This window comes from Cytobacillus sp. FSL K6-0265, from assembly GCF_038003465.1.
GTDB classification, from domain to species: Bacteria; Bacillota; Bacilli; order Bacillales; family Cytobacillaceae; genus Cytobacillus; species Cytobacillus stercorigallinarum.
In genome coordinates this window covers 109038-135412 of the sequence record NZ_JBBOPE010000001.1, presented here as the reverse complement: position 1 = coordinate 135412, position 26375 = coordinate 109038, and the positions used below count along the sequence as shown (strand labels likewise).

Below are 26375 nucleotides of genomic sequence, written 5' to 3'. Positions count from 1 at the left end.
GCTACCTTCCAATGTCAGGGTACTTACAATGATAGTTATACTTGATTAAAAAGGTAAAATCAATTATTCACCTTTATTTTTTTTGATGATTTCTTCAGAAATTGATTTTGGAACTTCTTCATAATGATCAAAGTGCATTGAGAATGTACCGCGACCTTGCGTATTAGAACGCAATGAAGTAGCATAACCAAACATTTCAGAAAGTGGTACCATTGCACGAACAACTTGTGCGTTACCGCGTGCTTCCATACCTTCTACACGTCCACGACGAGATGTAACATCACCCATAATGTCTCCCATATACTCTTCCGGAATAACTACTTCAACTTTCATTACCGGTTCAAGGATAACTGGGTTACATTTTGAAGCAGCGTTTTTCAATGCCATAGAAGCGGCAATTTTAAACGCCATTTCAGATGAGTCAACGTCATGATAAGATCCATCAAATAATCTAGCTTTAATATCAACCATTGGATAGCCGGCTAATACACCACGCTCCATAGCATCTTCAAGACCAGATTGTACTGCAGGGATATATTCACGTGGAACAACACCACCAACGATGCCGTTTACGAATTCAAATCCTGCACCTTCTTCATTTGGAGAGAACTCAATCCAAACGTGACCAAATTGACCACGACCACCGGATTGACGCGCGAATTTACCTTCGATGTTTGCAGATGCACGGAAAGTTTCACGATAAGCAACTTGTGGTGCACCAACATTTGCTTCTACTTTAAATTCACGTTTCATACGGTCTACAAGGATATCAAGGTGAAGCTCACCCATACCAGCAATGATTACTTGACCTGTTTCTTGGTCAGTATGCGCACGGAATGTTGGATCTTCTTCTTGAAGTTTTTGAAGTGCTGTTGTCATCTTATCTTGGTCTGCTTTAGACTTAGGTTCGATAGAAAGAGAGATAACTGGCTCTGGGAACTCCATAGATTCAAGAATGACAAGACTCTTTTCATCACATAGTGTATCTCCAGTAGAAGTATCTTTCAAACCAACAGCAGCAGCAATATCCCCTGCATAAACTGTAGAGATCTCTTCACGAGAGTTTGCATGCATTTGTAGGATACGACCTACACGTTCACGTTTATCTTTCGTAGAGTTCTTAACATAAGAACCTGAATCTAACGTACCAGAGTAAACGCGGAAGAAAGTTAATTTACCAACATAAGGGTCAGTCATAACTTTAAATGCTAATGCTGAGAAAGGCTCATCATCACTTGATGGACGAGTAACTTCTTCTTCTGTCTCTGGATTAATACCTTTAATGGCATGTACATCCAATGGAGATGGAAGATAGTCGATTACTGCATCAAGCATTTTTTGAACACCTTTGTTTTTGAATGCAGATCCACAAATAACTGGATAGAATTCAACGTTTACTGTACCTTGACGGATTGCAGCTTTAATCTCTTCATTAGAGATTTCTTCTCCACCAAGATATTTCTCCATTAATTCTTCATCAAGTTCTGCAAGAGCTTCGATTAATTTTTCACGATACTCTTGAGCTTGATCCATGTATTCTTCAGGAATTTCACGTGTTTCGATGTCAGTACCAAGGTCGTTACCGTAGAAAGTAGCTTTCATTTCGATAAGGTCAATGATACCTTCGAATTCATCTTCAGCACCAATTGGTAATTGGATAGCTGCTGCGTTTGCTTGAAGACGATCATGAATTGTACCTAGAGAGTACAAGAAGTCTGCACCGATTTTATCCATTTTGTTTACGAATACCACACGTGGTACGCCGTAAGTTGTCGCTTGACGCCATACAGTCTCAGTCTGTGGTTCAACACCAGATTGAGCATCTAGTACAGCAACTGCTCCGTCAAGTACACGCAATGAACGTTCAACTTCAACTGTGAAGTCTACGTGTCCTGGCGTGTCAATGATATTAACACGGTGGCCTTTCCATTGAGCTGTAGTAGCGGCAGAAGTGATTGTAATACCACGTTCTTGCTCTTGCTCCATCCAGTCCATTTGTGAAGCACCTTCATGTGTTTCACCAATTTTATGGATACGACCAGTGTAATAAAGAACACGCTCAGTTGTTGTTGTTTTACCAGCATCAATATGAGCCATGATACCAATATTACGCGTATTATCTAAGGAGAACTCTCTTGCCATTGTGTCTTTCTCCTTCCTAGTATGGGAATTGTTTTTATAATATATAAATGAATCTTACCAACGATAGTGAGCAAATGCTTTGTTTGCTTCAGCCATCTTATGAGTGTCTTCACGTTTCTTCACTGATGCACCAGTGTTGTTAGCTGCATCAAGAATTTCGTTTGCAAGACGCTCTTCCATTGTTTTCTCACCGCGAAGGCGAGCGTAGTTTACTAACCAACGAAGACCAAGAGTTGTACGGCGATCAGGGCGCACCTCAACTGGTACTTGGTAGTTAGCTCCACCTACACGGCGTGCTCTTACTTCAAGTACAGGCATGATGTTTTTAAGCGCTTGATCGAATACTTCCATTGGCTCTTTGCCAGTACGCTCACTAATGATATCAAATGCATTATATAGAATTGCTTGAGATTTACCTCTCTTACCATCTACCATCATTTTATTGATTAGACGGCTAACAAGCTTTGAGTTGTAAATCGGATCAGGCAATACGTCTCTTTTTGCTACAGGACCTTTACGTGGCATGTAATTTTTCCTCCTTTCAAGAAAGGGTTATTTTTATTTGTGAATTATTTCTTAGCTGCTTTAGGACGTTTTGCACCGTATTTAGAACGACCTTGCATACGGTTGTTAACACCAGCAGTATCAAGTGCACCACGAACGATATGGTAACGTACACCCGGTAAGTCTTTTACACGACCGCCACGGATAAGTACCACACTGTGCTCTTGTAGGTTATGACCAATACCAGGAATATAAGCATTTACTTCGATTCCGTTAGTTAAACGCACACGTGCATATTTACGCAACGCTGAGTTTGGTTTTTTAGGAGTCATTGTACCAACACGAGTACATACACCGCGTTTTTGTGGTGAAGATATGTTCGTTTGTACTTTTTTGAAGCTGTTATAACCTTTGTTCAACGCAGGAGAAGTTGATTTCTCTTCCTTTGTTTTACGAGGCTTGCGTACTAATTGATTAATAGTAGGCATGTATTTTTCCTCCCTTCATCTTTTCATGTAAGCCCACACATCCAGGTGGTTCATTTAAAGGCAAAAACAAAGTTCTTGCAGATTTCTATCTACAAAAACAGTTTTTAAATAGTTAATGCAACAGCTGCAGCACCTACATCTATCCCACATGCTTTACCAAGCTTTTTCATCGAATCAACATATGTGATTGGAACGTTATGATCTTTAGCAGCTTCTTCTATCATAGATTTGACTTGAAAATTTGTATCGCTAGCGATGACTACTTCAGATACAATTCCAGATTTAAGAGCTTTCACTGTTTGTTTAGTTCCTACTATAATTTCTTGCGCCTGCAATACTTTTTCATAAGACATAATTTCATCCTCCAAAGTATCCAGTAATAGGAGCACCTTTGCTATATTACCACCAATTGAAAATGATGTCAACAATCATTCATATTTTTTTAATATAGAAGGTCGGTGCCATTCTTAAAAAGAACGACACCTCTACTTCTATCATTATTCTACAGTGATTGTATCTTCAACTTCTTCTTTTGTATAAGGCTCTGCTTGACGATAACGTTGCATACCTGTACCAGCTGGAACAAGTTTACCAATGATAACATTTTCTTTCAAGCCAAGTAACTCATCACGTTTTCCTTTAATCGCTGCATCTGTAAGAACTCTAGTTGTTTCTTGGAATGAAGCAGCAGATAAGAAGGAATCAGTTTCAAGAGATGCTTTTGTAATACCAAGCAATACCGGACGTCCAGTAGCTGGCATTTTACCTTCCATAAGCGCTTTTCTGTTCGCATCAGTAAATTGATGGATATCAAGCAATGTACCTGGAAGTACATCTGTCTCAGCTGCATCGATGACACGTACTTTACGAAGCATTTGACGTACCATTACTTCGACGTGTTTATCACCGATTTCAACCCCTTGCATACGGTAAACTTTTTGTACTTCACGTAGCAAGTATTCTTGAACAGCTGTAACATCTCTGACTTTAATTAATTCTTTCGGATCGATAGAACCTTCTGTTAGCTCTTGACCGCGTTCCACTTCATCGTTAATTGCTACTTTTAAGCGCGCTGTATAAGGTGCTGTATAAGTACGTGATTCAACTTCACCTTGAATAACGATTTCATGTTGACGATCGCGGCCTTCATTAATGCCAACCACTGTACCTTTGATTTCCGAAATAACCGCTTGACCTTTAGGGTTACGCGCTTCAAAAATCTCTTGGATACGAGGAAGACCTTGTGTAATATCGTCTCCTGCAACCCCACCTGTATGGAATGTACGCATCGTTAACTGTGTACCTGGTTCACCGATTGATTGAGCGGCGATAATACCGACTGCTTCACCGACTTCAACTTCTTGACCAGTAGCCAAGTTACGTCCGTAACATTTCTTACATACACCGTGGCGAGTATTACATGTGAACGCAGAGCGAATCCATGCTTCTTCAACGCCTGCAGCAATGATTTCTGCAGATAAATCTTCAGTAATCAATTCATTTTCACGTGCAATGATTTCATTTGTTTTCGGATGTCTAATCGCTTTTCTTACATGACGACCGATTAAACGTTCCTCTAAGCTTTCAATCACTTCTGTTCCTTCCTTCAAGGAAGAAATCAATAAGCCACGATCTGTACCGCAATCATCTTCACGAACAATTACGTCCTGTGCAACATCAACAAGACGACGAGTAAGGTAACCAGAGTCAGCTGTTTTAAGGGCTGTATCAGCAAGACCTTTACGCGCACCGTGTGTAGAGATAAAGTACTCTAATACGGTTAATCCTTCACGGAAACTTGATTTGATCGGTAATTCAATAATACGACCAGCCGGGTTGGCCATTAGACCACGCATACCAGCTAACTGTGTAAAGTTAGATGCGTTACCACGGGCACCTGAATCACTCATCATGAAGATTGGGTTGGATTTATCCAATGATTTCATAAGTTTCGATTGGATATTATCTTTCGCCGCGCTCCAGATAGAGATAACTCTGTCATAACGTTCTTCTTCAGTAATAAGACCACGTCTAAATTGTTTTAAGACATTATCAACTTTATTTTGAGCTTCATGAAGAATTTCTTCTTTTTCACCTAATACAACGATGTCTGCCACACCAACGGTAATACCAGCTTTAGTTGAATATTTGAAACCTAAATTCTTCATTCGGTCTAGCATTTTTGATGTTTCAGTAATCTTGAAGCGTTTAAATACTTCAGCGATGATGTTCCCAAGAATCTTCTTCTTAAACGGATCGACAATTGGCATTGCACGAATCGCTTCAGGAATATCAGTAGCTTTATCAATAAAGTATTTTTGCGGTGTTTCAATTTCAAGATTCTCTTTTGTTGGTTCGTTAATATACGGGAATGTTTTCGGTAAAATTTCATTGAATACCAATTTACCAACTGTTGTCATCAATAGTTGTTTATTTTGTTCTTCAGTGAATGTTTCATTTTTTAACGACCCAGCATGGACAGCTACTCTTGTGTGTAAGTGAACATATCCGTTTTGGTAAGCAAGTAACGCCTCACTTGTATCGTTAAAGATCATTCCTTCACCAACAGCATTTTCTCTTTCTAATGTTAAGTAATAGTTACCTAACACCATATCTTGTGAAGGTGTAACAACTGGTTTACCATCCTTAGGATTCAGGATGTTTTGTGCTGCCAACATAAGCAATCTAGCTTCAGCTTGCGCCTCTGCTGATAAAGGTACGTGAACTGCCATTTGGTCACCATCAAAGTCAGCATTATATGCTGTACAAACAAGTGGATGCAGGCGAATCGCACGTCCTTCAACTAACGTAGGTTCAAATGCTTGAATCCCTAATCTATGAAGTGTAGGGGCACGGTTTAATAATACCGGATGCTCCTTAATAACACTCTCAAGAACATCCCAAACTTCAGGGTGAACTTTTTCAATTTTACGTTTAGCTGATTTAATATTGTGCGCTAGACCCTTCTCAACTAACTCTTTCATGACAAACGGTTTAAATAACTCCAATGCCATTTCTTTAGGTAGTCCACATTGATACATTTTCAAGTTTGGACCAACGACAATAACAGAACGTCCAGAGTAGTCAACACGTTTACCAAGCAAGTTTTGACGGAAACGTCCTTGTTTACCTTTTAACATATGAGATAGTGATTTAAGTGGTCTATTACCAGGACCTGTAACAGGACGCCCACGACGACCGTTATCAATTAAAGCGTCAACAGCTTCTTGAAGCATACGCTTTTCATTTTGAACGATGATGCTTGGAGCACCAAGGTCTAATAAACGTTTCAAACGGTTATTACGGTTAATTACACGGCGATAAAGGTCATTTAAATCAGATGTAGCAAAACGACCACCGTCTAGTTGAACCATTGGACGAAGCTCCGGAGGAATAACTGGTAGCACATCAAGAATCATCCAGCTTGGTTCATTTCCTGAACCACGGAATGCTTCAAGCACTTCTAATCGTTTAATTGCACGTGTTCGGCGTTGCCCTTGTGCAGTTTTTAATTCTTCCTTTAACGAATCTACTTCTTTATCAAGGTCAATATCTGAAAGTAATTTTCTAATTGACTCCGCACCCATAGATGCTTGGAACTTGTTACCGTATTTTTCACGGTAAGCACGGTACTCTTTTTCAGATAGCAATTGTTTTTTCTCTAATGCTGTATCCCCAGATTCAGTTACAACATAAGATGCAAAATAAATTACTTCTTCCAACGCACGTGGAGACATATCAAGCACAAGACCCATACGGCTTGGAATACCTTTAAAGTACCAAATATGTGATACTGGCGCTGCTAGCTCAATGTGCCCCATTCTTTCACGACGAACTTTAGCACGTGTAACTTCAACACCACAACGATCACAAACAACACCTTTATAACGAACGCGTTTGTATTTACCACAATGACACTCCCAGTCCTTTGTTGGACCGAAAATACGTTCACAAAACAAACCATCTTTTTCAGGTTTTAATGTACGATAATTGATTGTTTCAGGTTTCTTTACTTCACCATGAGACCATGAGCGGATTTTATCTGGTGAAGCGAGACCTATTTTCATATACTCGAAATTATTAACATCTAGCAAGGGGCCTACCTCCCTTTCGATCTACAGGTTTTTCCCATTCACTTATCAATAAGTTTGGGTCCCAGTCATCTATTCCACTTAGCTCGAATGGAGGGCAGTAATCGCCCTCCTTGTTCAATTTATTCTTTTGTTGCTACTGTTTCTGCTTCTTCTGTTTCTTGCGTATCTGGAGCGATTGTTAAGGATTCAGCCTGTTGCATATCCTCTTCATCATCCGTATCACGCATTTCTATCTCTTTTTCATCGCCTGAAAGAATTTTTACATCCATACCTAAGCTTTGAAGTTCTTTAATTAATACTTTGAATGATTCAGGGACACCAGGTTCCGGTACATTTTCACCCTTAACGATGGATTCATATGTTTTCACACGTCCAACGACATCATCCGATTTAACTGTTAAGATCTCTTGAAGTGTATAAGCAGCACCATAGGCTTCAAGTGCCCAAACCTCCATCTCACCAAAACGCTGTCCACCGAATTGTGCTTTACCACCAAGCGGTTGTTGCGTAACAAGTGAGTAAGGTCCAGTAGAACGAGCGTGAAGTTTATCATCAACCATGTGTGCTAGTTTGATCATATACATGACACCAACTGATACACGGTTATCAAACGGCTCTCCTGAACGTCCATCATAAAGAACTGTTTTCGCATCACGAGCCATACCAGCTTCTTCGATTGTTTCCCAAACGTCTTCCTCGTTTGCACCATCAAATACTGGTGAAGCAACATGAATGCCTAATTGTCTTGCTGCCATTCCAAGATGTAGTTCCAGAACCTGACCAATGTTCATACGAGAAGGTACCCCTAATGGGTTCAACATGATATCAACCGGTGTGCCATCTGGTAAATACGGCATATCTTCTTCCGGTAGAATACGAGAGATAACCCCTTTGTTACCATGTCGGCCGGCCATTTTGTCCCCTTCAGAAATCTTACGCTTCTGAACAATATAAACACGTACAAGTTGGTTAACACCTGGAGGTAGTTCATCGCCATCTTCACGATTGAAGACTTTGACATCTAGTACGATACCGCCTCCACCATGTGGTACACGCAAGGATGTATCACGTACTTCACGTGCTTTTTCACCGAAAATAGCATGAAGTAGTCTTTCCTCTGCAGTTAGTTCTGTTACACCTTTAGGCGTTACTTTACCAACTAACAAGTCTCCATCTTTCACTTCAGCACCTGTGCGAATAATACCGCGCTCATCTAAATTACGTAAGGCATCTTCCCCTACATTCGGGATGTCACGAGTAATTTCTTCAGGTCCAAGCTTCGTATCACGAGACTCTGACTCATACTCTTCAATATGAATGGAAGTGTATACGTCATCTTTTACAAGGCGCTCACTCATGATGATCGCATCCTCGTAGTTATAACCGTCCCATGTCATGAAAGCAACCAGAACATTACGTCCAAGCGCAAGTTCACCAAGTTCCATTGATGGTCCATCAGCAAGGATTTCACCTTTCGTTACACGGTTACCAACTGCAACAATTGGTCTTTGGTTGTAACAAGTACCTTGGTTGGAACGAATGAACTTAAGCATTCTATATTTATCAAGATCGCCTTTTACTTCTTGGCCATCTACTTCTTTCACACGTCTTACCCAAACTTCTTTCGCTTCAACATGCTCAACAATACCTTCATGCTTACAAATCACCGCAGCACCAGAATCTTTACCAGAAACATATTCCATTCCTGTTCCAACGCGTGGTGCTTCAGGTTGCATAAGAGGCACAGCTTGTCGTTGCATGTTGGCACCCATTAGGGCACGGTTAGAGTCATCATTCTCTAAGAATGGGATACATGCAGTCGCAGCAGATACAACCTGCTTAGGTGATACATCCATGTAATCAACACGGTCACGTTTAACAACAGTATTTTCCCCTCTAAAACGAGCAACAACTTCCTCGTCAACGAATGAACCATCTTCACCTAGTCTTGCATTCGCTTGGGCTACAACATAATTATCTTCCTCATCAGCTGTTAAGTAATCGATTCTTGAAGATACTGTACCTGTTTCGTGATCAATACGACGATAAGGTGTTTCAATAAATCCAAAACGATTCACTTTCGCAAAGGATGATAAAGAGTTAATTAATCCGATATTCGGTCCCTCTGGCGTTTCAATTGGACACATACGACCATAGTGGGAGTAGTGAACGTCACGCACTTCAAATCCTGCGCGCTCACGTGTTAAACCACCAGGTCCTAAGGCTGATAGACGTCGCTTATGTGTTAACTCAGCTAATGGATTTGTTTGGTCCATGAACTGGGACAATTGAGAGCTACCAAAGAATTCTTTAATAGATGCAATAACAGGACGAATGTTGATTAATTGTTGTGGTGTAATTGTGTTCGTGTCTTGAATAGACATTCTCTCACGTACTACACGCTCCATTCTTGATAAACCGATACGGAATTGGTTTTGCAATAGCTCACCAACAGAACGTAATCTTCTATTACCAAGGTGGTCAATATCATCTGTATCGCCGACACCATGCAATAAATCAAAGAAATAGCTAATAGAAGCAATAATATCAGCAGGTGAAATGTTCTTCACAGCTTCTTCTACATACGCATTACCGATTACATTAATGACTTTCTCGCCATCTTCATTCGGTGCATAAATTTTAATTGATTGAACATCGACTTCTTCATCTATAACGCCGCCGACAAGGTCCACTTTCTTAAAGCCAACATTCTTCTCAAGGTAAGGAAGAATTCGATCAAGTGTTCTACGATCAAGTACAACACCTTTTTCAGCAATGATTTCTCCTGTTTCAGGATCAACCAAATTTTCAGCTAATCTTTGGCCAAATAATCTATTTTTTATATGAAGCTTTTTATTAATCTTGTAACGTCCAACATTTGCTAAATCATAGCGTTTTGGATCGAAGAATCTTGATACAAGTAAGCTTTTTGCATTTTCAACAGTCGGTGGTTCACCTGGGCGAAGACGCTCATAGATTTCGAGCAATGCTTTGTCCGTACCTTCTGTGTTATCCTTTTCAAGCGTATTACGGATATATTCATTGTCACCAATTAATTCGATGATTTCTTGATCAGATCCGAACCCTAATGCACGCAAAAGAACCGTAACGGGTAGCTTCCTCGTACGATCTATTCTAACGTATACGACATCTTTGGCATCAGTTTCATACTCAAGCCAAGCGCCGCGGTTCGGGATAACAGTGGCAGTAAAGCCTTTTTTCCCGTTTTTATCGAGTTTTCCGCTAAAGTATACGCTCGGAGAACGCACCAATTGCGAAACAATGACACGTTCTGCGCCATTAATTACAAATGTTCCTGTTTCTGTCATAAGCGGGAAGTCACCCATAAAGACATCCTGATCTTTGACTTCGCCTGTTTCTTTGTTCACAAGACGTACTTTTACACGCAAAGGTGCAGAATATGTAACATCTCGTTCCTTCGATTCCTCAACCGAATATTTTGGATCGCCAAGGCTGTAATCAATAAATTCAAGCGATAAATTACCAGTAAAGTCTTCAATCGGAGAAATGTCATGAAACATCTCTCTTAAACCCTCATCAAGAAACCATTGATAAGAAGAGGTTTGGATTTCGATTAGATTTGGTAATTCTAAAACTTCACTGATTCGTGCGTAACTTCTACGTTGGCGGTGTCGTCCATACTGAACTAGTTGACCTGTCAACTGATTCACCCCTCAAATCAAGCGTTATTATTTGAAAAGCAACCTGTGAATCTCACATGCAAATAATAGAATCTATCTTTTTACCTGTGGATTCCAGCCCACAAGTAAGATAAACTCTTTACATGAGAAATATTATCCAGGTAGCTTGACATATCTTAAACTCGAGTCACATTTCGCTCTATCTTTGCCAAAATTAGAGCGCCGGAAGCCCCAAAACATGAGATTCCTCCGTAAATATAAACTCAATCAGACAAAAAGAAAAAGGGTTTTCAAGCAAAAACCACAATTCCATCATTAGACTATTCTTTTCATTACTTCCCACATCTGGATAAATTTATACAATAACGCATAAATTTTTATCCCTATTGGTAGTATATTATGTTGGCATTTTACAATACTAACATAGCGAAAATGTCAAGTCAATCTTTTTTTGCTCTTAATATAAAATAGCCTTTTTTCTTTACAACTGTATCTACTTCAGCAAATAATTCCGAGAGCTTTTCAATAGCAGATGGTGCACCTTGCTTCTTTTGAATGACTACCCATAATTCTCCACCAGGCAATAAACATTCAAAACTCTCTTCAAAAATACGATGCACGGTTTGTTTCCCAGCTCGTATTGGCGGATTCGTTAAAATAGCTGCAAATTGATGTTCTTTAACAACTGCCAACTTATCACTTTCTTTTACAGTGATATTGTTGATACCATTAAGCTCGCTGTTTGTTTTAGCCAATTCAAGCGCTCTTTCATTCACATCGAGCATGACGACTTGCCGATCTTGCATAAGCGTCGCCATTGATAAACCAATCGGGCCGTACCCACAACCAACATCTAATATATCACCAGATATTTCAGGAGGGATAAACGTCTCTATTAATAACTTCGATCCAAAGTCAACTTCATTTTTTGAAAATACACCATGATCGGTTTTAAATTGAAATGTTTTGTCTCTTAGTTTGTAACTCCAAATACGTGGATTACTTTCGACATTAGGCGTTTTAGAATAATAATGGTCTGACATAGTGGTCACCTCCAGATATTAGAGCTGCATGTGCGAGGATTTTTTGGTAGAGGGTAAAAATAAGTACACGTCGCGACTGTAGCTGTACGTTGTCCTTAAATTCACTTACCTAAACAGTCCACATAACTGATATTAAAAAAGCCCGCTCATACAAGCGGGCTTTTTAAAAAAACCTATATTACTTAACTTCTACGCCAGCTCCAACTTCTTCAAGTTTAGCTTTGATTTCTTCAGCTTCTTCTTTAGAAGCGCCTTCTTTAATAGCTTTAGGAGTGTTATCAACAACTTCTTTCGCTTCTTTAAGGCCAAGACCTGTGATTTCACGAACAACTTTGATAACTTTGATTTTTTGGTCGCCAGCAGAATTAAGAATTACGTCGAATTCTGTTTTCTCAGCAGCAGCGTCTCCACCAGCAGCGCCACCAGCAACAGCTACAGGAGCTGCAGCAGTTACTCCGAATTCTTCTTCAATTGCTTTTACTAGATCGTTAAGTTCTAAAACAGTCATATTTTTAACTGCTTCAATGATTTGTTCTTTAGTCATGATATAATTTCCTCCTTAATTTTTGTTAGATTATATTGGTTAAAACCGATAATTAAGCGCCTTGTTCTTCTTTTTGATCTGCAACAGCTTTTGTTGCAAGAGCAAGATTGCGAATTGGAGCTTGAAGTACGCTGAGTAGCATAGAAAGTAAACCTTCGCGAGATGGAAGTTCAGCAAGAGCTTTCACTTCTTCTTGTGAAGCGATATTACCTTCAATTACACCTGCTTTAATTTCAAGAGCTTCATGCTTTTTAGCAAACTCGTTTAAAATTTTCGCTGGTGCGACAACATCCTCTGTACTGAATGCAATTGCATTAGGACCAGTAAGATGTTCATTTAAGCCTGCAAGTTCAGCAGCTTCTGCTGCACGACGACTCATAGAGTTTTTGTAAACTTTGAATTCAACATTCGCTTCACGTAGTTGTTTACGAAGTTCTGTTACTTCTGAAACAGTTAATCCGCGGTAATCAACAACAACTGCTGTTTGAGCTGATTTGAATTTGTCTGCAATTTCTTCTACGATTTGTTTCTTTTGTTCGATAATGCTGCTCATCTTTACACCTCCTATTGAATTATGCATTCATACCGTTCAATCAGATAGGTGAGTCTCACCATCTCATTAAAAAACCTCCATATCAAAGGTAGACATGGAGGAAGTATACAATAGCTCGTTCAAGCAATTAAAATCTATCGTATTACCTCGGCAGGTTATTAAGCCTCAATCGGCTCCTGCTGTCTACGGTATAAATGATTAAGTTATGATAATAACAAGATTCATTCTACAGAATGGATATTGTTATGTCAACTTTATTTAAAAACCAATTAATGGTTAATTATTTTGTTGCAGCTGTAGAAGGGTCTACTTTCACACCAGGTCCCATAGTAGTAGTTACAGAAACGTTTTTCATGTAAGTACCTTTTGCTGCAGCAGGTTTTGCTTTCATCATTGTATCGAAGATTGTGTTGAAGTTTTCAACAAGCTTGTCATCTTCAAATGATACTTTTCCGATAGGCACGTGAATGTTACCAGCTTTTTCTACGCGGTATTCAACTTTACCTGCTTTGATTTCATTAACAGCTTTTTCTACATCAAATGTAACTGTACCTGTTTTAGGGTTTGGCATTAAACCTTTTGGTCCAAGCACACGGCCAAGTTTACCAACTTCACCCATCATGTCTGGAGTAGCAACGATTACGTCAAACTCAAACCAACCTTGGTTGATTTTGTTGATGAATTCTGCATCTCCAACATAGTCTGCACCTGCAGCTTCTGCTTCTTTCGCTTTTTCGCCTTTTGCAAATACAAGCACGCGTTGAGTTTTACCAGTACCGTTCGGAAGCACGACAGCTCCACGAATTTGTTGGTCAGCTTTCTTAGGATCTACGCCTAAACGAAACGCTACTTCAACTGTTGCGTCAAATTTAGCAAAGTTTGTTTTCTTAGCAAGAGCAATTGCTTCTGCAACTGGGTAAGCTTTTGTGCTATCTACAAGTTTAGCAGCTTCTACATACTTCTTACCTTTTTTAGCCATTTTAATTTCCTCCTTGAATGTGGTTTTAGCGGAATAACCTCCCACCGACGAAAAGCACGTTTGCTTCTCATCTCAAAACGTCGGCCCCCGAGAATCCTCAAGGTCCGAACATTATAAAGGTTGCGAGTGAAACTAATTCAGCATCGCAACCTCTTTAGAAACAATCATCATACATCAATAGCAAATAGTATTAGTCTTCGATGACAATACCCATGCTGCGTGCAGTACCTTCAACCATACGCATAGCAGCTTCTACACTAGCAGCGTTTAGATCAGGCATTTTTGTTTCAGCAATCTCGCGTACCTTGTCACGCTTGACTGTTGCTACTTTATTACGGTTTGGTTCACCAGAACCAGACTCAATACCAGCCGCTTTCTTAAGCAATACAGCAGCAGGTGGAGTTTTCGTAATAAATGTAAATGAACGGTCCTCAAATACCGTGATTTCAACAGGAATAATTAGACCAGCTTGTTCAGCTGTGCGTGCATTAAATTCCTTACAGAATCCCATGATATTAACACCGGCTTGACCTAGTGCAGGACCAACTGGTGGTGCTGGGTTTGCTTTACCTGCAGGAATTTGCAATTTAACAAGTTTGATTACTTTTTTAGCCACGAGACACACCTCCTTAAAGTCCGTGATGTGGTAATAGGGGTTTTCCCCCTCCCACTCAACTGTTAATTCTTTATATTAACATAAAGAATAATGTCCAATGTCCGGTCTCGTCTTCTGAGACATACTGACCTATGAAATATTATCATTTTTCAAAGATGATTTCAAGTTCTTTTCAAAAATATAGGAGAGCTCATAAACGAAAGACAATGGCTAGATATAGCGGAATCATACTAAAATCAACTTTCCCTACTTAAATAAAAGAAAGAAAGACCGTTAAATTTTTTCGATTTGCGAAAAATCTAATTCAACCGGAGTATCTCTTCCAAACATATTTACAAGCACTTTGATTTTCGCTTTATCTTTATCAATTTCTTCAATAGATCCAGTAAAGTTAGCAAATGGACCTTCGTTTACTTGTACCGTTTCCCCAACTGCGAAGTTTACATCCATTCGTTTTTCTTCAACACCCATACGTTTAAGAATGACCTGCACTTCTTCAGGCAACAATGGAGTAGGTTTGGAGCCAGAACCCGCTGAACCAACAAACCCAGTTACACCAGGTGTATTACGCACTACATACCAAGAGTCATCTGTCATAACAATCTCCACCAACACATAACCTGGGAATACTTTTCGTTTGACAACTTTCTTCTTACCATTTTTAAAATCTGTTTCTTCTTCTTCAGGGACAACCACTCTAAAAATTTTATCCTGCATGCCCATCGATTCCACACGTTTTTCAAGGTTTGCTTTTACTTTATTCTCATACCCTGAGTACGTATGTACTACATACCAATTCTTTTCCATATCAAAGGGGACTTAACGTCCTTCCCTCCCTGCAATCTTTTTTTATTTTTGAAAGACTGACATCTCTTGTTTGTCTAAATTGATGGATGACGATATCGATCGTATCCTAAGCAAATGGACTAGGCCTTTCTTGACCAAATGAAAAAACCCGTTACCGGGCTCCTGCAAATGTTCCTGTGTTATCATCCATTATACCATGGAAGCTCAGGGGTTATTCAAGAATTAAGCGAATCAATTCAGAAATACCTAAATCAACAACAGTAAAGAATAACGTAAAGAATAAAACAACGACAATCACTGTGATCGTATATTTCGTTAGCTCTTTTTTTGTAGGCCAGCTAACCTTTTTCATCTCACGTCCAACTTCACGGAAAAACTGCACGATGCGTCCCATTTCTTAACCCCCAACTTTTAAAGAGATATATCCTTTAACAAAAAAGCGTCGATTAAGAATACATCCCCCTGAATGCCATTCTATTACTTTTTTGTCTCTTCTTTACTCTATTATTTTGTTTCGCGATGAACTGTATGTGCACTGCATTTACTGCAAAATTTCTTTAATTCCAATCTCTCATTACCTTTATTACTATTTGTAGTGTAATTCCTTGTCCCACAATCGGCACAAGCTAGTATCACTTTTTTCGGCATGTTTCACACCTCTTCGACATTTATGCCATTAAAACTCTACCATGGCGAATAATCCATGTCAATAACTGCAAAAACACGAAAACTTCAACTACTAAAAATGGTTCTCATATGCCCATAAATAATATATTAACATATAGTAGTTATAAAGAGAATTCTCTTATTTCTAAATATCTTTCTAGTTTTCTCTTCACTCTTTGCAAAGCATTATCAATTGATTTCACATGTCGATTTAATTCTTCAGATATTTCCTGATATGACTGCCCATCTAAATAAAGGGCAAGCACCTTTCTTTCCAAATCGCTCAAAAGTTCAGACATTTTTACTTCGATGTGGTCAAACTCTTCCTGATTAATAATTAGCTCTTCTGGGTTCAGCACTTTCGCTCCAGAAATGACGTCCATTAACGTACGATCTGACTCCTCATCATAAATAGGCTTATCAAGCGATACATAAGAATTCAATGGGATATGCTTTTGTCTTGTTGCTGTTTTAATTGCCGTGATAATCTGTCTTGTGATACATAATTCCGCAAATGCTTTGAAGGAAGACAACTTGTCCTCCTTAAAATCTCGAATGGCCTTATAAAGACCAATCATTCCCTCCTGCACAATATCTTCCTTGTCGGCGCCAATGAGGAAATAAGACCTCGCCTTTGCACGCACGAAGTTTCGATACTTATGGATCAAATAATCTAGCGCTTCACTTTCACCTTTATGCACTAATTCAATTACTTCTTCATCTTCGAGTTGAACATATAAAGAATGCTTTTCAGCTTTTGTCCTGAAGTCGATACTCATCTTGATCCCCCCGACCGTACAAGCATGGTTAGAAATATTATACAGTAGGGTATTTTCCAGCGTCAACCAATCATTTATCGTTCTCTGCGCCATTTTTCGAAAATTTCAACGATTTCATCACTTAATGGTATTTTAGACACTGGCTTATTTTCCTGGCTTTTCTTTACTTTTTTGTCAATTTGTTTTTCGATATGATTCATTTCATTGTGTAATTCTCGGGCTGACTTCCTTAACGCACCTTGAGCAAAGATAACTCTCTGCTCTGTAAAATCTGAAGTAGCTACATAGATTTGTGTTTTGATATTATTTAACGCAATCGCTAGCTTTTCAATACGTTCATCTGCGGTTTCGTTTGTACGTGTGAAAATAACTTCAACATTATAATTCTTAAATTTTCTTTCTGTCCCTTTTACGTAATGGGCATCAAAGACAACTATGACTCGGTAACCGGAATACCCTTGATATTCAGCCATCTTCTCTACCAGCAGGTCCCTGGCTGCTTCTAAATCCTTATTTTTAAGAAGTTGAAGCTCGGGCCAGGCACCGATGATATTGTATCCGTCAACAAGAAGGATATTCATCATTATCGCTCAATCGGAGAGCGTTTGCGGTAGACTTCATACATCAATAAAGCAGCAGCAACTGAAGCATTTAAAGATGTCACTCGCCCAGCCATTGGTAAGCTGATAAGAAAATCACATTTTTCTCTAATCAGTCTTCCCATTCCTTTCCCTTCACTACCAATGACTAATCCGATGGGCATCACTCCATCCAATTGGCGATAATCCTGTTTACCGCTAGCATCTGTACCCGCAATCCAAACGCCTCGTTCTTTTAATTCATCAATCGTTCTTGCTAAATTGGTTACACGGGCAACAGGAATATGTTCAATCGCACCCGTTGAAGCTTTCGCAACTGTTGCTGTTAAACCAACCGCACGTCTCTTCGGAATAATAATTCCATGTGCACCTACAGCATCAGCCGTTCTCATAATCGAACCTAGATTATGAGGATCTTCAATCTCATCCAATAGAATAAAGAAGGGAGCTTGTCCACTGTCTTCAGCCTTTTTAAATAGGTCATCTAACTCAGCATATTGATAGGCTGCCACATGAGCAACCACACCTTGATGATTCCCTAACTCCATTTGATCCAATTTCTTTTTCGGTACAAATTGAACCAGCACACCCATTTCCTTTGCTAATCCAACCACTTGCTGCATTTGCCCTTTTTGAGAGCCTTCCGCTACCATAATTTTATTCATATCACGCTCTGATTTAAGTGCCTCAATCACAGCATTTTTACCAATAATGAAATCATGACTCATTTCTTGCTCTCCTCCTTCCTATCCTCAGTCCATTTAAATGCTTTAACTACTAACTCTTCTAACCGCTCTTCTCTATTAGATAAATATAAAAAGCCTATCAATGCTTCGAATGCAGTACTATAACGATAAGTTTGTACATCGGTGTTTTTCGGAATGGTGCCTGATTTAGCATTTCTACCCCGTCTAACTACCGCCTCTTCTTCTTCTGATAAAACACCCTCGTCCAAAAATGCATGAATCACTCTTGATTGTGCTTTAGCTGACACGTACTTCGTTGCTGCCTTATGCAACTGATGTGGTCTAATGTTACCTTTTTGCAATAGGTCCTGGCGTACATATTGTTCGTAAACAGCATCGCCCATATAAGCAAGGGCGAGGCTGTTTAATTGTTTAGGATTAAGATTTTCACCGTATGAAAGCATCACTCTTATCCTCTTTTCCATCTTGTTCCTTGAGCTGTATCCTCAAGAATAATATTCATTTCTTTTAATTGATCACGAATTTGATCAGCTAATTGGAAATTGCGATCTTTTCTTGCTTGGATCCGGTCAGCTATCAATTGATCCACTTCCTCATCTAGCAGTTCTGGCTCATCCTCTAACGATAGCCCAAGCACACCGAAGAAATCTTCGAATTGCGTCATAAATGCATCGATTACAGCAGTAGAAGTATTCTTTTCCATCAAATAATAATTCGCTTGTTTTGATAATTCAAATACAACAGAGATGGCATTCGCTGTGTTAAAATCATCATCCATATCTGTGATGAATTGCTTTTGTAAATCACCAATTTTCTCTAACCATTCTTGGTTATTATCTGTTAACTCGCTACTTGCTTCTTTACGATGTTTTAAATTCTCATACGAAGCTTTAATACGCTCATAACCGGCTTTTGTATTTTCCAACAATTCTTCATTATAGTTAATTTGATTACGGTAATGCACTGCTAACATGAAAAACCTTAACACTTGCGGATTGTGCTTCTTAATAATATCGTGTACCAAGACAAAGTTGCCGAGTGATTTAGACATTTTCTCGTTATCAATATTAATATAGCCATTATGCATCCAGTAACGAGCAAAAGTTTTCCCTGTCACTGCCTCTGACTGTGCAATTTCATTCTCATGGTGAGGGAAGGATAAATCTTGTCCTCCAGCATGAATATCAATCGTATCACCTAGATACTTACGAGCCATCGCGGAGCATTCAATATGCCACCCTGGGCGACCCGCTCCCCAAGGACTATCCCATTTAATCTCACCTTCCTTCGCCGCTTTCCAAAGGACGAAATCAAGTGCGTCTTTCTTCTTCTCACCAACCGCAATACGGTTGCCTAGCTTTAACTCATCAATCGATTGATGAGAAAGCTTGCCATACTCTTCAAACTTTCGTGTATGGTAGTACACATCACCTTCTGATTCATAGGCAAAACCTTTATCAATCAACGCTTCGATAAACTCAATAATCGTATCCATATTTTCCGTTACTCTCGGATGAGTGTCCGCTTTTTTGCAACCTAATGCCGATACATCTTCAAAATACGCTTCGATAAATCTCTCCGCAATTTCTGGCACCTCTTCACCTAGTTCTTTTGCCGTGCGAATTAATTTATCATCGACATCTGTGAAATTTGACACAAAATTCACATCATATCCGCGATACTCCAAATATCTTCTCACTGTATCGAATACAATTGCGGGGCGGGCATTTCCTATATGAATATAATTGTAAACAGTAGGTCCGCAAACATACATCTTTACTTTACCCTCTTCTAACGGGATAAACGGCTCTTTTTTTCTTGTTAACGTATTATATAATTGAATCGCCATTATGAGTGGCTCCTTTCAGCTTTCAGTTGTTCAAACTCTCTTTTCACTCGCTCTAGCTCGTTTTCTAGCTCTTTAAAGCGATCAGAAATCGGATCTGGTAAGTCTGTATGATTCAAATCTTTCGTTACTTTCACACCATCTTGGATTTTCACCTTACCAGGTATACCGACAACCGTTGAATTAGGTGGCACTTCATGTAAAACAACTGAGCCAGCACCTATTTTTGAGTTTTCCCCAATTGTAATGGATCCAAGCACTTTTGCTCCTGTAGCAATAAGAGCATTATCCTTAATCGTTGGATGCCTCTTGCCTTTTTCCTTCCCTGTTCCCCCAAGTGTTACACCTTGATAGACAGTGACATTATCTCCAATTTCGCAAGTCTCACCAATAACCACACCCATGCCGTGATCAATAAAAAATCGACGGCCAATTTTCGCCCCGGGGTGAATTTCTATTCCAGTAAAAAAACGACTGATTTGCGAAACCAACCTTGCCAGGAAAAAGAATTTATTTTTATAAAGACCGTGGGCGATGCGATGATTCCAAATCGCATGTAATCCAGAGTAGGTTAACACTACTTCAAAAACACTTCTTGCGGCAGGGTCCTGTTCAAACACAACATCGATATCTTCCTTCATTCTTTTAAACATGCTCTCTCCCTCCAGTCTTTAAACACATTTTTTTCGTATAATAAAACAACAAAAAACAACAGTCATTACATTCTCTCTTTGATTGGGACCTTATCACCAGAAAACCAATCTATAAATAAAAAACGCCCCTGTCTAAAATAGACAGAGACGTTTACACGCGGTTCCACTCTGTTTAAGCTTTCATATAATAAAAGCTCCAACTCTGCCTCGTTAACGGGAAGGTAGCCGCCTATTTCTACTATAACGGTTCGAAATAGGACTCAGAGGGGCACTTCAGAGAATGAGAGGTTTAAACCACTTTCAGCCGATGATGGTTCTCTCTAATAAACAGTCATTACTCTTACTTTTCCTCTTCAATGATTTAGCATCTATAAAGATCTTGTAAAGATTTATACGTTAATATTCTATACTATATTATATTTTTACCGATATGTTAACCTAAAATACGCTTTAGGCGAATTTTTACGGTTTCTCTACCTAATAGTTCCATTGCTTTCGGTAGGTCCGGACCATGTGTTTGCCCCGTTGTTGCTGAGCGAATCGGCATAAATAATTTTTTGCCCTTATGTCCAGTCGCTTTCTGTACTGACTTCATTGCCGCCTTTATTTGGTCGGCTTCAAATACCTCAAGGGCCTCAACTTCATGTAAGAAAGCAGTCAACACTTCCGGTACTTGCTCTTCAGCTAATACTTCGCTCGCTTCTGATTCTACTTCAACATCCTGAACAAAGAATAATTCACTTAGTTCAATTACTTGCGCACCATAACTCATTTTCTCTTGCAGCAGCAGCACTAATTTCTTTAACCATTGTAACTCATCCTCTGAAGGATGGTCTCCTACTTTGCCTGCTTTTTTAAAATGAGGTAGTGTTAAAGCAAGTAACTGGTCACCATCTAACTTTTTCATGTACTGTGAATTAATATGAGCAAGCTTCTGCATATCGAATAATGCCGGTGACTTAGATAATCTTGACTCATCAAAGATTTCAATTAGCTCTTCTTTTGAGAATAATTCTTCCTCTCCACTCGGAGACCAGCCAAGTAAAGCGATAAAGTTAAACAACGCTTCAGGCAAGTAACCTAGCTCTTCGTATTGTTCAATGAATTGAATGATTGACTCATCGCGTTTACTTAACTTTTTACGACTTTCATTCACTATTAGCGTCATATGACCAAATACAGGTACTTGGAAGCCAAGCGCCTCATAAATCATAATTTGTTTAGGTGTATTAGAAATATGATCATCCCCACGTAGTACATGAGAGATTTTCATTAAATAATCATCAATGGCTACAGCAAAATTATATGTCGGTGTCCCGTCTTTTTTGACAATTACATGATCACCAATGCCATCTGACTCAAATGACACTTCCCCTTTAACCATATCATTGAATGCATACACTTTTCCTTGTGGGACAAGAAATCGAATACTTGGTTCTCTTCCTTCAGCTTCGAGTTGTTGGCGATCATCATCTGATAAATGTCTGCACTTTCCGGAGTAAATCGGCGTTTCGCCTTTAGCCATTTGCGCCTCACGCTCAGCTTCTAACTCTTCTTCCGTACAATAACATTTATAAGCTTGTCCACTATCAAGTAACTGTTGATAATACTTTTTGTATATTTCGTTTCGTTCTGATTGACGATACGGACCATAGCCACCATCTTTATCAATACTTTCATCCCAGTCTATACCAAGCCATTGTAAGTATTTTAATTGACTCTCTTCGCCGCCCTCAATATTACGCTTTTTATCTGTATCTTCAATACGAATGATGAATTGACCATTTTTACTACGAGCAAATAAATAATTAAACAAAGCTGTACGCGCATTACCAATATGTAAATGTCCCGTTGGACTTGGTGCATAACGTACACGAATATCACTTGACATGATGATCCTCCTTCAAGATCGGGTTCTATTTCGAAAAACCGCTGATTGCTGAATAAGCCAACCTGACGATCCATCTTTTTTATCAAAAATTTAATATAAATAGCACCCTTTATTTTATCATCCTACTGTAAGTTGTCAAAGTCCTTAAATGACGGACTAGGCTCTTTTCTGCAACAACACAACCACTTGAGCAGCAATTCCTTCGCCCCTGCCTGTAAATCCTAGTTTTTCCGTTGTCGTTGCCTTCACGTTAATGTTCTCTACTTCTGATTCTAACAATTCCGCTATTCTTTCTCTTATAGCTGGAATATAAGGAGCCATTTTTGGTTTTTGTGCAATAATGGTACAATCTGCATTCACAAGTTCATAACCCTTATCTTTTACCAATTGCCACACATGTTGCATCAGCTTAGCTGAATCCGCATCTTTAAATTCTGGGTCTGTATCAGGAAAGTGCTTACCAATATCACCTTCACCAATTGCACCTAAACAGGCATCTGACACTGTATGTAGTAAAACATCCGCATCTGAATGTCCAAGTAATCCTAATTCATATGGAATCGTAATCCCACCCATAATCAGTGGTCGTCCTTCAACTAATTGATGTACATCAAATCCTTGTCCAATGCGAAACATTCTATCTTCTCCTTTAGATAAAGTCATCTCTTTTATTTAAAATCGCCTCAGCAAAATAAATATCCTCAGGCGTTGTTAGTTTAATATTATCGTAATTCCCTTGTACAAATGCAATCTTATTATGGACTCTCTCCACCAGGCTTGCATCATCGGTCCCTACAAAATGATCCTCTTGTGCTTTCTCATATGCCGCTTGTAAAATACTAAGCTTAAAAGCTTGAGGGGTTTGTACCGACCACAGACGTGATCGATCAATGGTTTCCTCTACTAATCCATCTCGTCCCTTTTTAATTGTATCTTTTACTGGAACGGCTAAAATGGCGCCATCATTGCACTGAGCTTGAGATACAAGTTGGTCGATATGCTCTTGTTCAACAAAAGGACGGGCCGCATCATGCACTAACACAATTCCTTCACCTGTTAATTCACGAATCACATTACTAATGCTATGCTGTCTTTCCTGTCCACCGCTGATATATGCCTTTACCTTATCAATCCCATGCTCAGCAATTAACCTACTTATCTCCTTTTCCTCAGCAGGATTAATAGCTAAATAAATCCCTTCACACGCGGAATCCCGCTGGAAAACGTTCAATGTATGTATAAATATAGGTACCCCTCTTAACTCTAGCAACAGTTTATTTTTTGAGGCACCCATTCTCTTCCCTTGCCCTGCTGCAGGTATGACAACTCTATACCCCATAATCTCCTTTAACTCCCTTAATCAGCATAAAAAGCGGAAGAAAAGAGCCTTTTTACAGCTCCCTCTTCTGCTTCTCCTATACTATATTATAATGCTTTTTCTAAAAGTTTTGGTTTAGCAAAAATCATTCTACCCGCAGACGTTTGTAAGACACTTGTCACGACTACATCAATATGCTTACCAATATAATTTCTGCCTTCTTCTACGACAATCATGGTACCGTCGTCTAAGTAGGCAATCCCTTGATTCTGTTCTTTTCCGTCCTTAATGACCTGAACCTTCATTTCTTCCCCCGGAAGCACAACCGGCTTCACAGCATTCGCCAGATCATTAATATTTAGAACTGCGACTTTCTGTAGCTCGCATACCTTATTTAGGTTGAAATCATTGGTTACAACCACACCGTTAGTTAATTTCGCTAACTTCACTAGCTTACTATCCACTTCTTGTATTTCTTCAAAATTACCTTCGTAAATTTCTACCTTAATAGACAGCTCACTTTGAATACGGTTGAGAATGTCTAAACCGCGGCGACCCCGATTTCTCTTTAACACATCAGACGAATCGGCAATATGCTGTAATTCTTCTAAGACAAAACGAGGAATAACGATGGTTCCTTCTAAAAATCCTGTTTGGCAAATATCAGCTACCCGACCGTCGATAATCACACTTGTATCTAATATTTTTAGCTTATTCACATCAGATTGACTATCTTCTTCTTCAGTTAACTTTTTCTTTTTGTTCGTAAAAAGATTGAGTAATTCATCTCGCTTTTTAAATCCAACTTGAAAACCTAAATATCCAAATAACAGCGTTAAGACAATAGGAGCGACAGTATTTAATACCGGTATCTCGAGTGTTGACAACCCATAACCAAGTAAAAACGCAACAACAAGACCAAACACCAATCCAACACTACCAAATATAATATCGGTAATTGGCACCTTTACAATCGATTCTTCTGTCCATTTAATGAAATTGACCACATGGTCAACCGCCCAAAATGTTAAAAGATAGAAAATAATAGCTCCTAAAACGGCGGAAACATAAGGATTATTTAATAATGGAATGTCATCTAAACTGATTAGATATAGTAACTCTGGTATCACAAAGATTCCTAATGTGATCCCAAATATAAGGAAACAGACTTGTACAATTCTCTTTAACATTCCCTCACCTCCTTTTATTCATTATTAACAAATTCCAAAAATAAAAAACGCACAATATTGGAAAATTTTATATTATAAACAAAAAAAATTATTGCAGTAAACTAAATAAAAGGATAGAACAAACGGTTATGAATACTCTTAGACTAGCACCGCAAGTAAGGGAATGTCAAATGATAAACTACCTATTCTATCATAAGGTGGATAGTAGTTCAATGGTATTTATAAATGTCGATCGGAAAAAAATTGGTCTTGTATAAGCTTGAGGCCTTCGTCAATCTTCCTAGCCCGTACCTCTCCTATACCTTCTACCTCATCTAATTCTTCAATAGAAGCTGCCGCTATATACCTCAGTTCCTCAAAACGATCAACGAGATTATCAATAATAATAGGTGGTAGTCGTGGCACCTTATGCAGCACACGAATCCCTCTAGGATGAATGACTTCTTCAGTATGAATATAGCCATGGAAGCCTAGTAATTTCATGATAACTGAGTCTTCTAAAGTCTCACCTTTTGATAACTCTTGAAGCTTTTGAAGCGCTTCTTTGGCCTTAATATCACGATCATTAGCATAATCCATAATAACGAATTCTGATTCTCTTTCCATTTCAATCAGTAACTCATTCATTTGTAAACGAATAAGACGTCCTTCTGTCCCTAACTCGCTTAAATAAGTTAGTAATTCATTTTTAATTCTTAACAGCATTTCTATATTATGCATAACATTTAACACATCATTATAAGTCACCTGTTCTTCAAATTCGAGAATACCTAAATTAGATATACTTTGCTCAAGAACCACTTTATATTTTTCTAGTGTGGTAACTGCCACATTGGCCTTTGTTAATATCACACCAATATCCTTTAGTGAATAACGAGAAGCCCCTTTATATAAAGTAATGACGTTACGGCGTTGTGAAACAGCAATAACAAGCGCACCTGTTTGTTTCGCCACCCGTTCTGCTGTCCGATGTCGCATCCCTGTCTCTGAGGAAGGAATACTCGAATCTGGTGCGAGTTGGGCATTAGCAATCAGGATTTTGTTTCCTTCTTGATTGAGAATAATCGCCCCATCCATCTTCGCTAGCTCATATAAGTAGTTTGGCGAAAAAGGGCAATTAATTTGAAAGCCCCCATCCACTAAACTAGCAATCTGCTCCTTAGAACAAAGAACAATTAATCCACCCGTATTTGCTCTTAATACATTATCTATACCTGCACGTAGGGGTGTCCCTGGTGCTAAAAATTTCAATAACTCACTGATTGTAATTTCGCTTTGTTTCTTTGAATCCATA

The 26375-nt window shown here is 39.0% G+C and carries 25 protein-coding genes and 2 other annotated features; all 25 genes read right to left on the bottom strand.

The genetic code is table 11. From position 1 onward, the window contains the following. Window positions 1-63 precede the first annotated feature (63 nt). On the bottom strand, window positions 64-2142 hold the full coding sequence (gene fusA / locus MHH73_RS00685; RefSeq protein WP_191816894.1) for an elongation factor G: 2079 nt from the start codon (window positions 2140-2142) through the stop codon (window positions 64-66). 54 nt (window positions 2143-2196) lie between these two features. Beyond that, window positions 2197-2667: a 30S ribosomal protein S7 gene (gene rpsG, locus MHH73_RS00680; RefSeq protein WP_095371228.1), complete on the bottom strand. Its 471-nt coding sequence runs from the start codon at window positions 2665-2667 to the stop codon at window positions 2197-2199. A gap of 44 nt (window positions 2668-2711) precedes the next feature. Further along, entirely contained in the window at window positions 2712-3134 is a 423-nt protein-coding gene (rpsL, locus tag MHH73_RS00675) for a 30S ribosomal protein S12 (protein ID WP_095371229.1), read from the bottom strand. Between the two features lie 104 nt (window positions 3135-3238). Then, window positions 3239-3487 carry a 50S ribosomal protein L7ae-like protein gene (locus MHH73_RS00670; RefSeq protein WP_191816921.1) on the bottom strand — a complete coding sequence of 83 codons (249 nt, stop codon included), beginning with the start codon at window positions 3485-3487 and terminating at the stop codon, window positions 3239-3241. A 144-nt stretch (window positions 3488-3631) separates the two neighbouring features. Continuing rightward, the gene (rpoC, locus tag MHH73_RS00665; protein WP_191816895.1) at window positions 3632-7228 is read right to left on the bottom strand and encodes a DNA-directed RNA polymerase subunit beta'; all 3597 of its coding nucleotides are present in this window, start codon (window positions 7226-7228) and stop codon (window positions 3632-3634) included. Window positions 7229-7347: 119 nt separating this feature from the next. Next, complete coding sequence (gene rpoB / locus MHH73_RS00660) at window positions 7348-10911, bottom strand: DNA-directed RNA polymerase subunit beta (RefSeq protein ID WP_191816896.1); 3564 nt, start codon at window positions 10909-10911, stop codon at window positions 7348-7350. 419 nt (window positions 10912-11330) lie between these two features. Further along, on the bottom strand, window positions 11331-11933 hold the full coding sequence (locus tag MHH73_RS00655; protein ID WP_341064014.1) for a class I SAM-dependent methyltransferase: 603 nt from the start codon (window positions 11931-11933) through the stop codon (window positions 11331-11333). 178 nt (window positions 11934-12111) lie between these two features. Continuing rightward, window positions 12112-12477 carry a 50S ribosomal protein L7/L12 gene (rplL, locus tag MHH73_RS00650; RefSeq protein WP_191816898.1) on the bottom strand — a complete coding sequence of 122 codons (366 nt, stop codon included), beginning with the start codon at window positions 12475-12477 and terminating at the stop codon, window positions 12112-12114. A 52-nt stretch (window positions 12478-12529) separates the two neighbouring features. Further along, entirely contained in the window at window positions 12530-13030 is a 501-nt protein-coding gene (gene rplJ, locus MHH73_RS00645; RefSeq protein WP_191816899.1) for a 50S ribosomal protein L10, read from the bottom strand. A gap of 59 nt (window positions 13031-13089) precedes the next feature. Then, window positions 13090-13237 (bottom strand) — a sequence feature (ribosomal protein L10 leader region). 73 nt (window positions 13238-13310) lie between these two features. Beyond that, the gene (gene rplA, locus MHH73_RS00640) at window positions 13311-14009 is read right to left on the bottom strand and encodes a 50S ribosomal protein L1 (protein WP_191816900.1); all 699 of its coding nucleotides are present in this window, start codon (window positions 14007-14009) and stop codon (window positions 13311-13313) included. Between the two features lie 190 nt (window positions 14010-14199). Further along, window positions 14200-14625: a 50S ribosomal protein L11 gene (gene rplK, locus MHH73_RS00635; RefSeq protein ID WP_009336545.1), complete on the bottom strand. Its 426-nt coding sequence runs from the start codon at window positions 14623-14625 to the stop codon at window positions 14200-14202. 273 nt (window positions 14626-14898) lie between these two features. Further along, window positions 14899-15432: a transcription termination/antitermination protein NusG gene (nusG, locus tag MHH73_RS00630; RefSeq protein WP_191816901.1), complete on the bottom strand. Its 534-nt coding sequence runs from the start codon at window positions 15430-15432 to the stop codon at window positions 14899-14901. Window positions 15433-15643: 211 nt separating this feature from the next. Beyond that, complete coding sequence (secE, locus tag MHH73_RS00625; RefSeq protein ID WP_191816902.1) at window positions 15644-15826, bottom strand: preprotein translocase subunit SecE; 183 nt, start codon at window positions 15824-15826, stop codon at window positions 15644-15646. A gap of 110 nt (window positions 15827-15936) precedes the next feature. Next, complete coding sequence (gene rpmG / locus MHH73_RS00620; protein WP_191816903.1) at window positions 15937-16080, bottom strand: 50S ribosomal protein L33; 144 nt, start codon at window positions 16078-16080, stop codon at window positions 15937-15939. A 140-nt stretch (window positions 16081-16220) separates the two neighbouring features. Further along, the gene (gene sigH / locus MHH73_RS00615) at window positions 16221-16877 is read right to left on the bottom strand and encodes an RNA polymerase sporulation sigma factor SigH (RefSeq protein ID WP_404826118.1); all 657 of its coding nucleotides are present in this window, start codon (window positions 16875-16877) and stop codon (window positions 16221-16223) included. A 74-nt stretch (window positions 16878-16951) separates the two neighbouring features. Next, complete coding sequence (locus tag MHH73_RS00610) at window positions 16952-17458, bottom strand: NYN domain-containing protein (RefSeq protein WP_191816904.1); 507 nt, start codon at window positions 17456-17458, stop codon at window positions 16952-16954. A 2-nt stretch (window positions 17459-17460) separates the two neighbouring features. Continuing rightward, complete coding sequence (gene rlmB, locus MHH73_RS00605) at window positions 17461-18204, bottom strand: 23S rRNA (guanosine(2251)-2'-O)-methyltransferase RlmB (protein ID WP_341064011.1); 744 nt, start codon at window positions 18202-18204, stop codon at window positions 17461-17463. Next, window positions 18201-18626: a Mini-ribonuclease 3 gene (locus MHH73_RS00600; protein ID WP_341064010.1), complete on the bottom strand. Its 426-nt coding sequence runs from the start codon at window positions 18624-18626 to the stop codon at window positions 18201-18203. The genes rlmB and MHH73_RS00600 overlap by 4 nt, the downstream gene beginning before the upstream one ends. Before the next feature lie 5 nt (window positions 18627-18631). Further along, on the bottom strand, window positions 18632-20032 hold the full coding sequence (gene cysS / locus MHH73_RS00595) for a cysteine--tRNA ligase (RefSeq protein ID WP_341064009.1): 1401 nt from the start codon (window positions 20030-20032) through the stop codon (window positions 18632-18634). Next, entirely contained in the window at window positions 20032-20682 is a 651-nt protein-coding gene (gene cysE, locus MHH73_RS00590) for a serine O-acetyltransferase (protein WP_191816908.1), read from the bottom strand. Before cysE ends, cysS begins: the two co-directional genes overlap by 1 nt. A gap of 140 nt (window positions 20683-20822) precedes the next feature. After that, window positions 20823-21048: a binding site (T-box leader), on the bottom strand. Between the two features lie 67 nt (window positions 21049-21115). After that, window positions 21116-22573, bottom strand: coding sequence for a glutamate--tRNA ligase (gene gltX, locus MHH73_RS00585; protein ID WP_341064007.1), 1458 nt, complete (start codon window positions 22571-22573; stop codon window positions 21116-21118). Window positions 22574-22729: 156 nt separating this feature from the next. Next, window positions 22730-23209: a 2-C-methyl-D-erythritol 2,4-cyclodiphosphate synthase gene (gene ispF / locus MHH73_RS00580; protein ID WP_191816910.1), complete on the bottom strand. Its 480-nt coding sequence runs from the start codon at window positions 23207-23209 to the stop codon at window positions 22730-22732. Between the two features lie 13 nt (window positions 23210-23222). Beyond that, window positions 23223-23912, bottom strand: a complete 690-nt coding sequence (gene ispD, locus MHH73_RS00575; RefSeq protein ID WP_341064006.1) for a 2-C-methyl-D-erythritol 4-phosphate cytidylyltransferase — start codon at window positions 23910-23912, stop codon at window positions 23223-23225. Between the two features lie 86 nt (window positions 23913-23998). Beyond that, window positions 23999-25081, bottom strand: a complete 1083-nt coding sequence (locus MHH73_RS00570) for a PIN/TRAM domain-containing protein (protein WP_191816912.1) — start codon at window positions 25079-25081, stop codon at window positions 23999-24001. Window positions 25082-25300: 219 nt separating this feature from the next. After that, complete coding sequence (gene disA / locus MHH73_RS00565; RefSeq protein WP_191816913.1) at window positions 25301-26374, bottom strand: DNA integrity scanning diadenylate cyclase DisA; 1074 nt, start codon at window positions 26372-26374, stop codon at window positions 25301-25303. Between the last annotated feature and the right edge of the window lies 1 nt (window position 26375).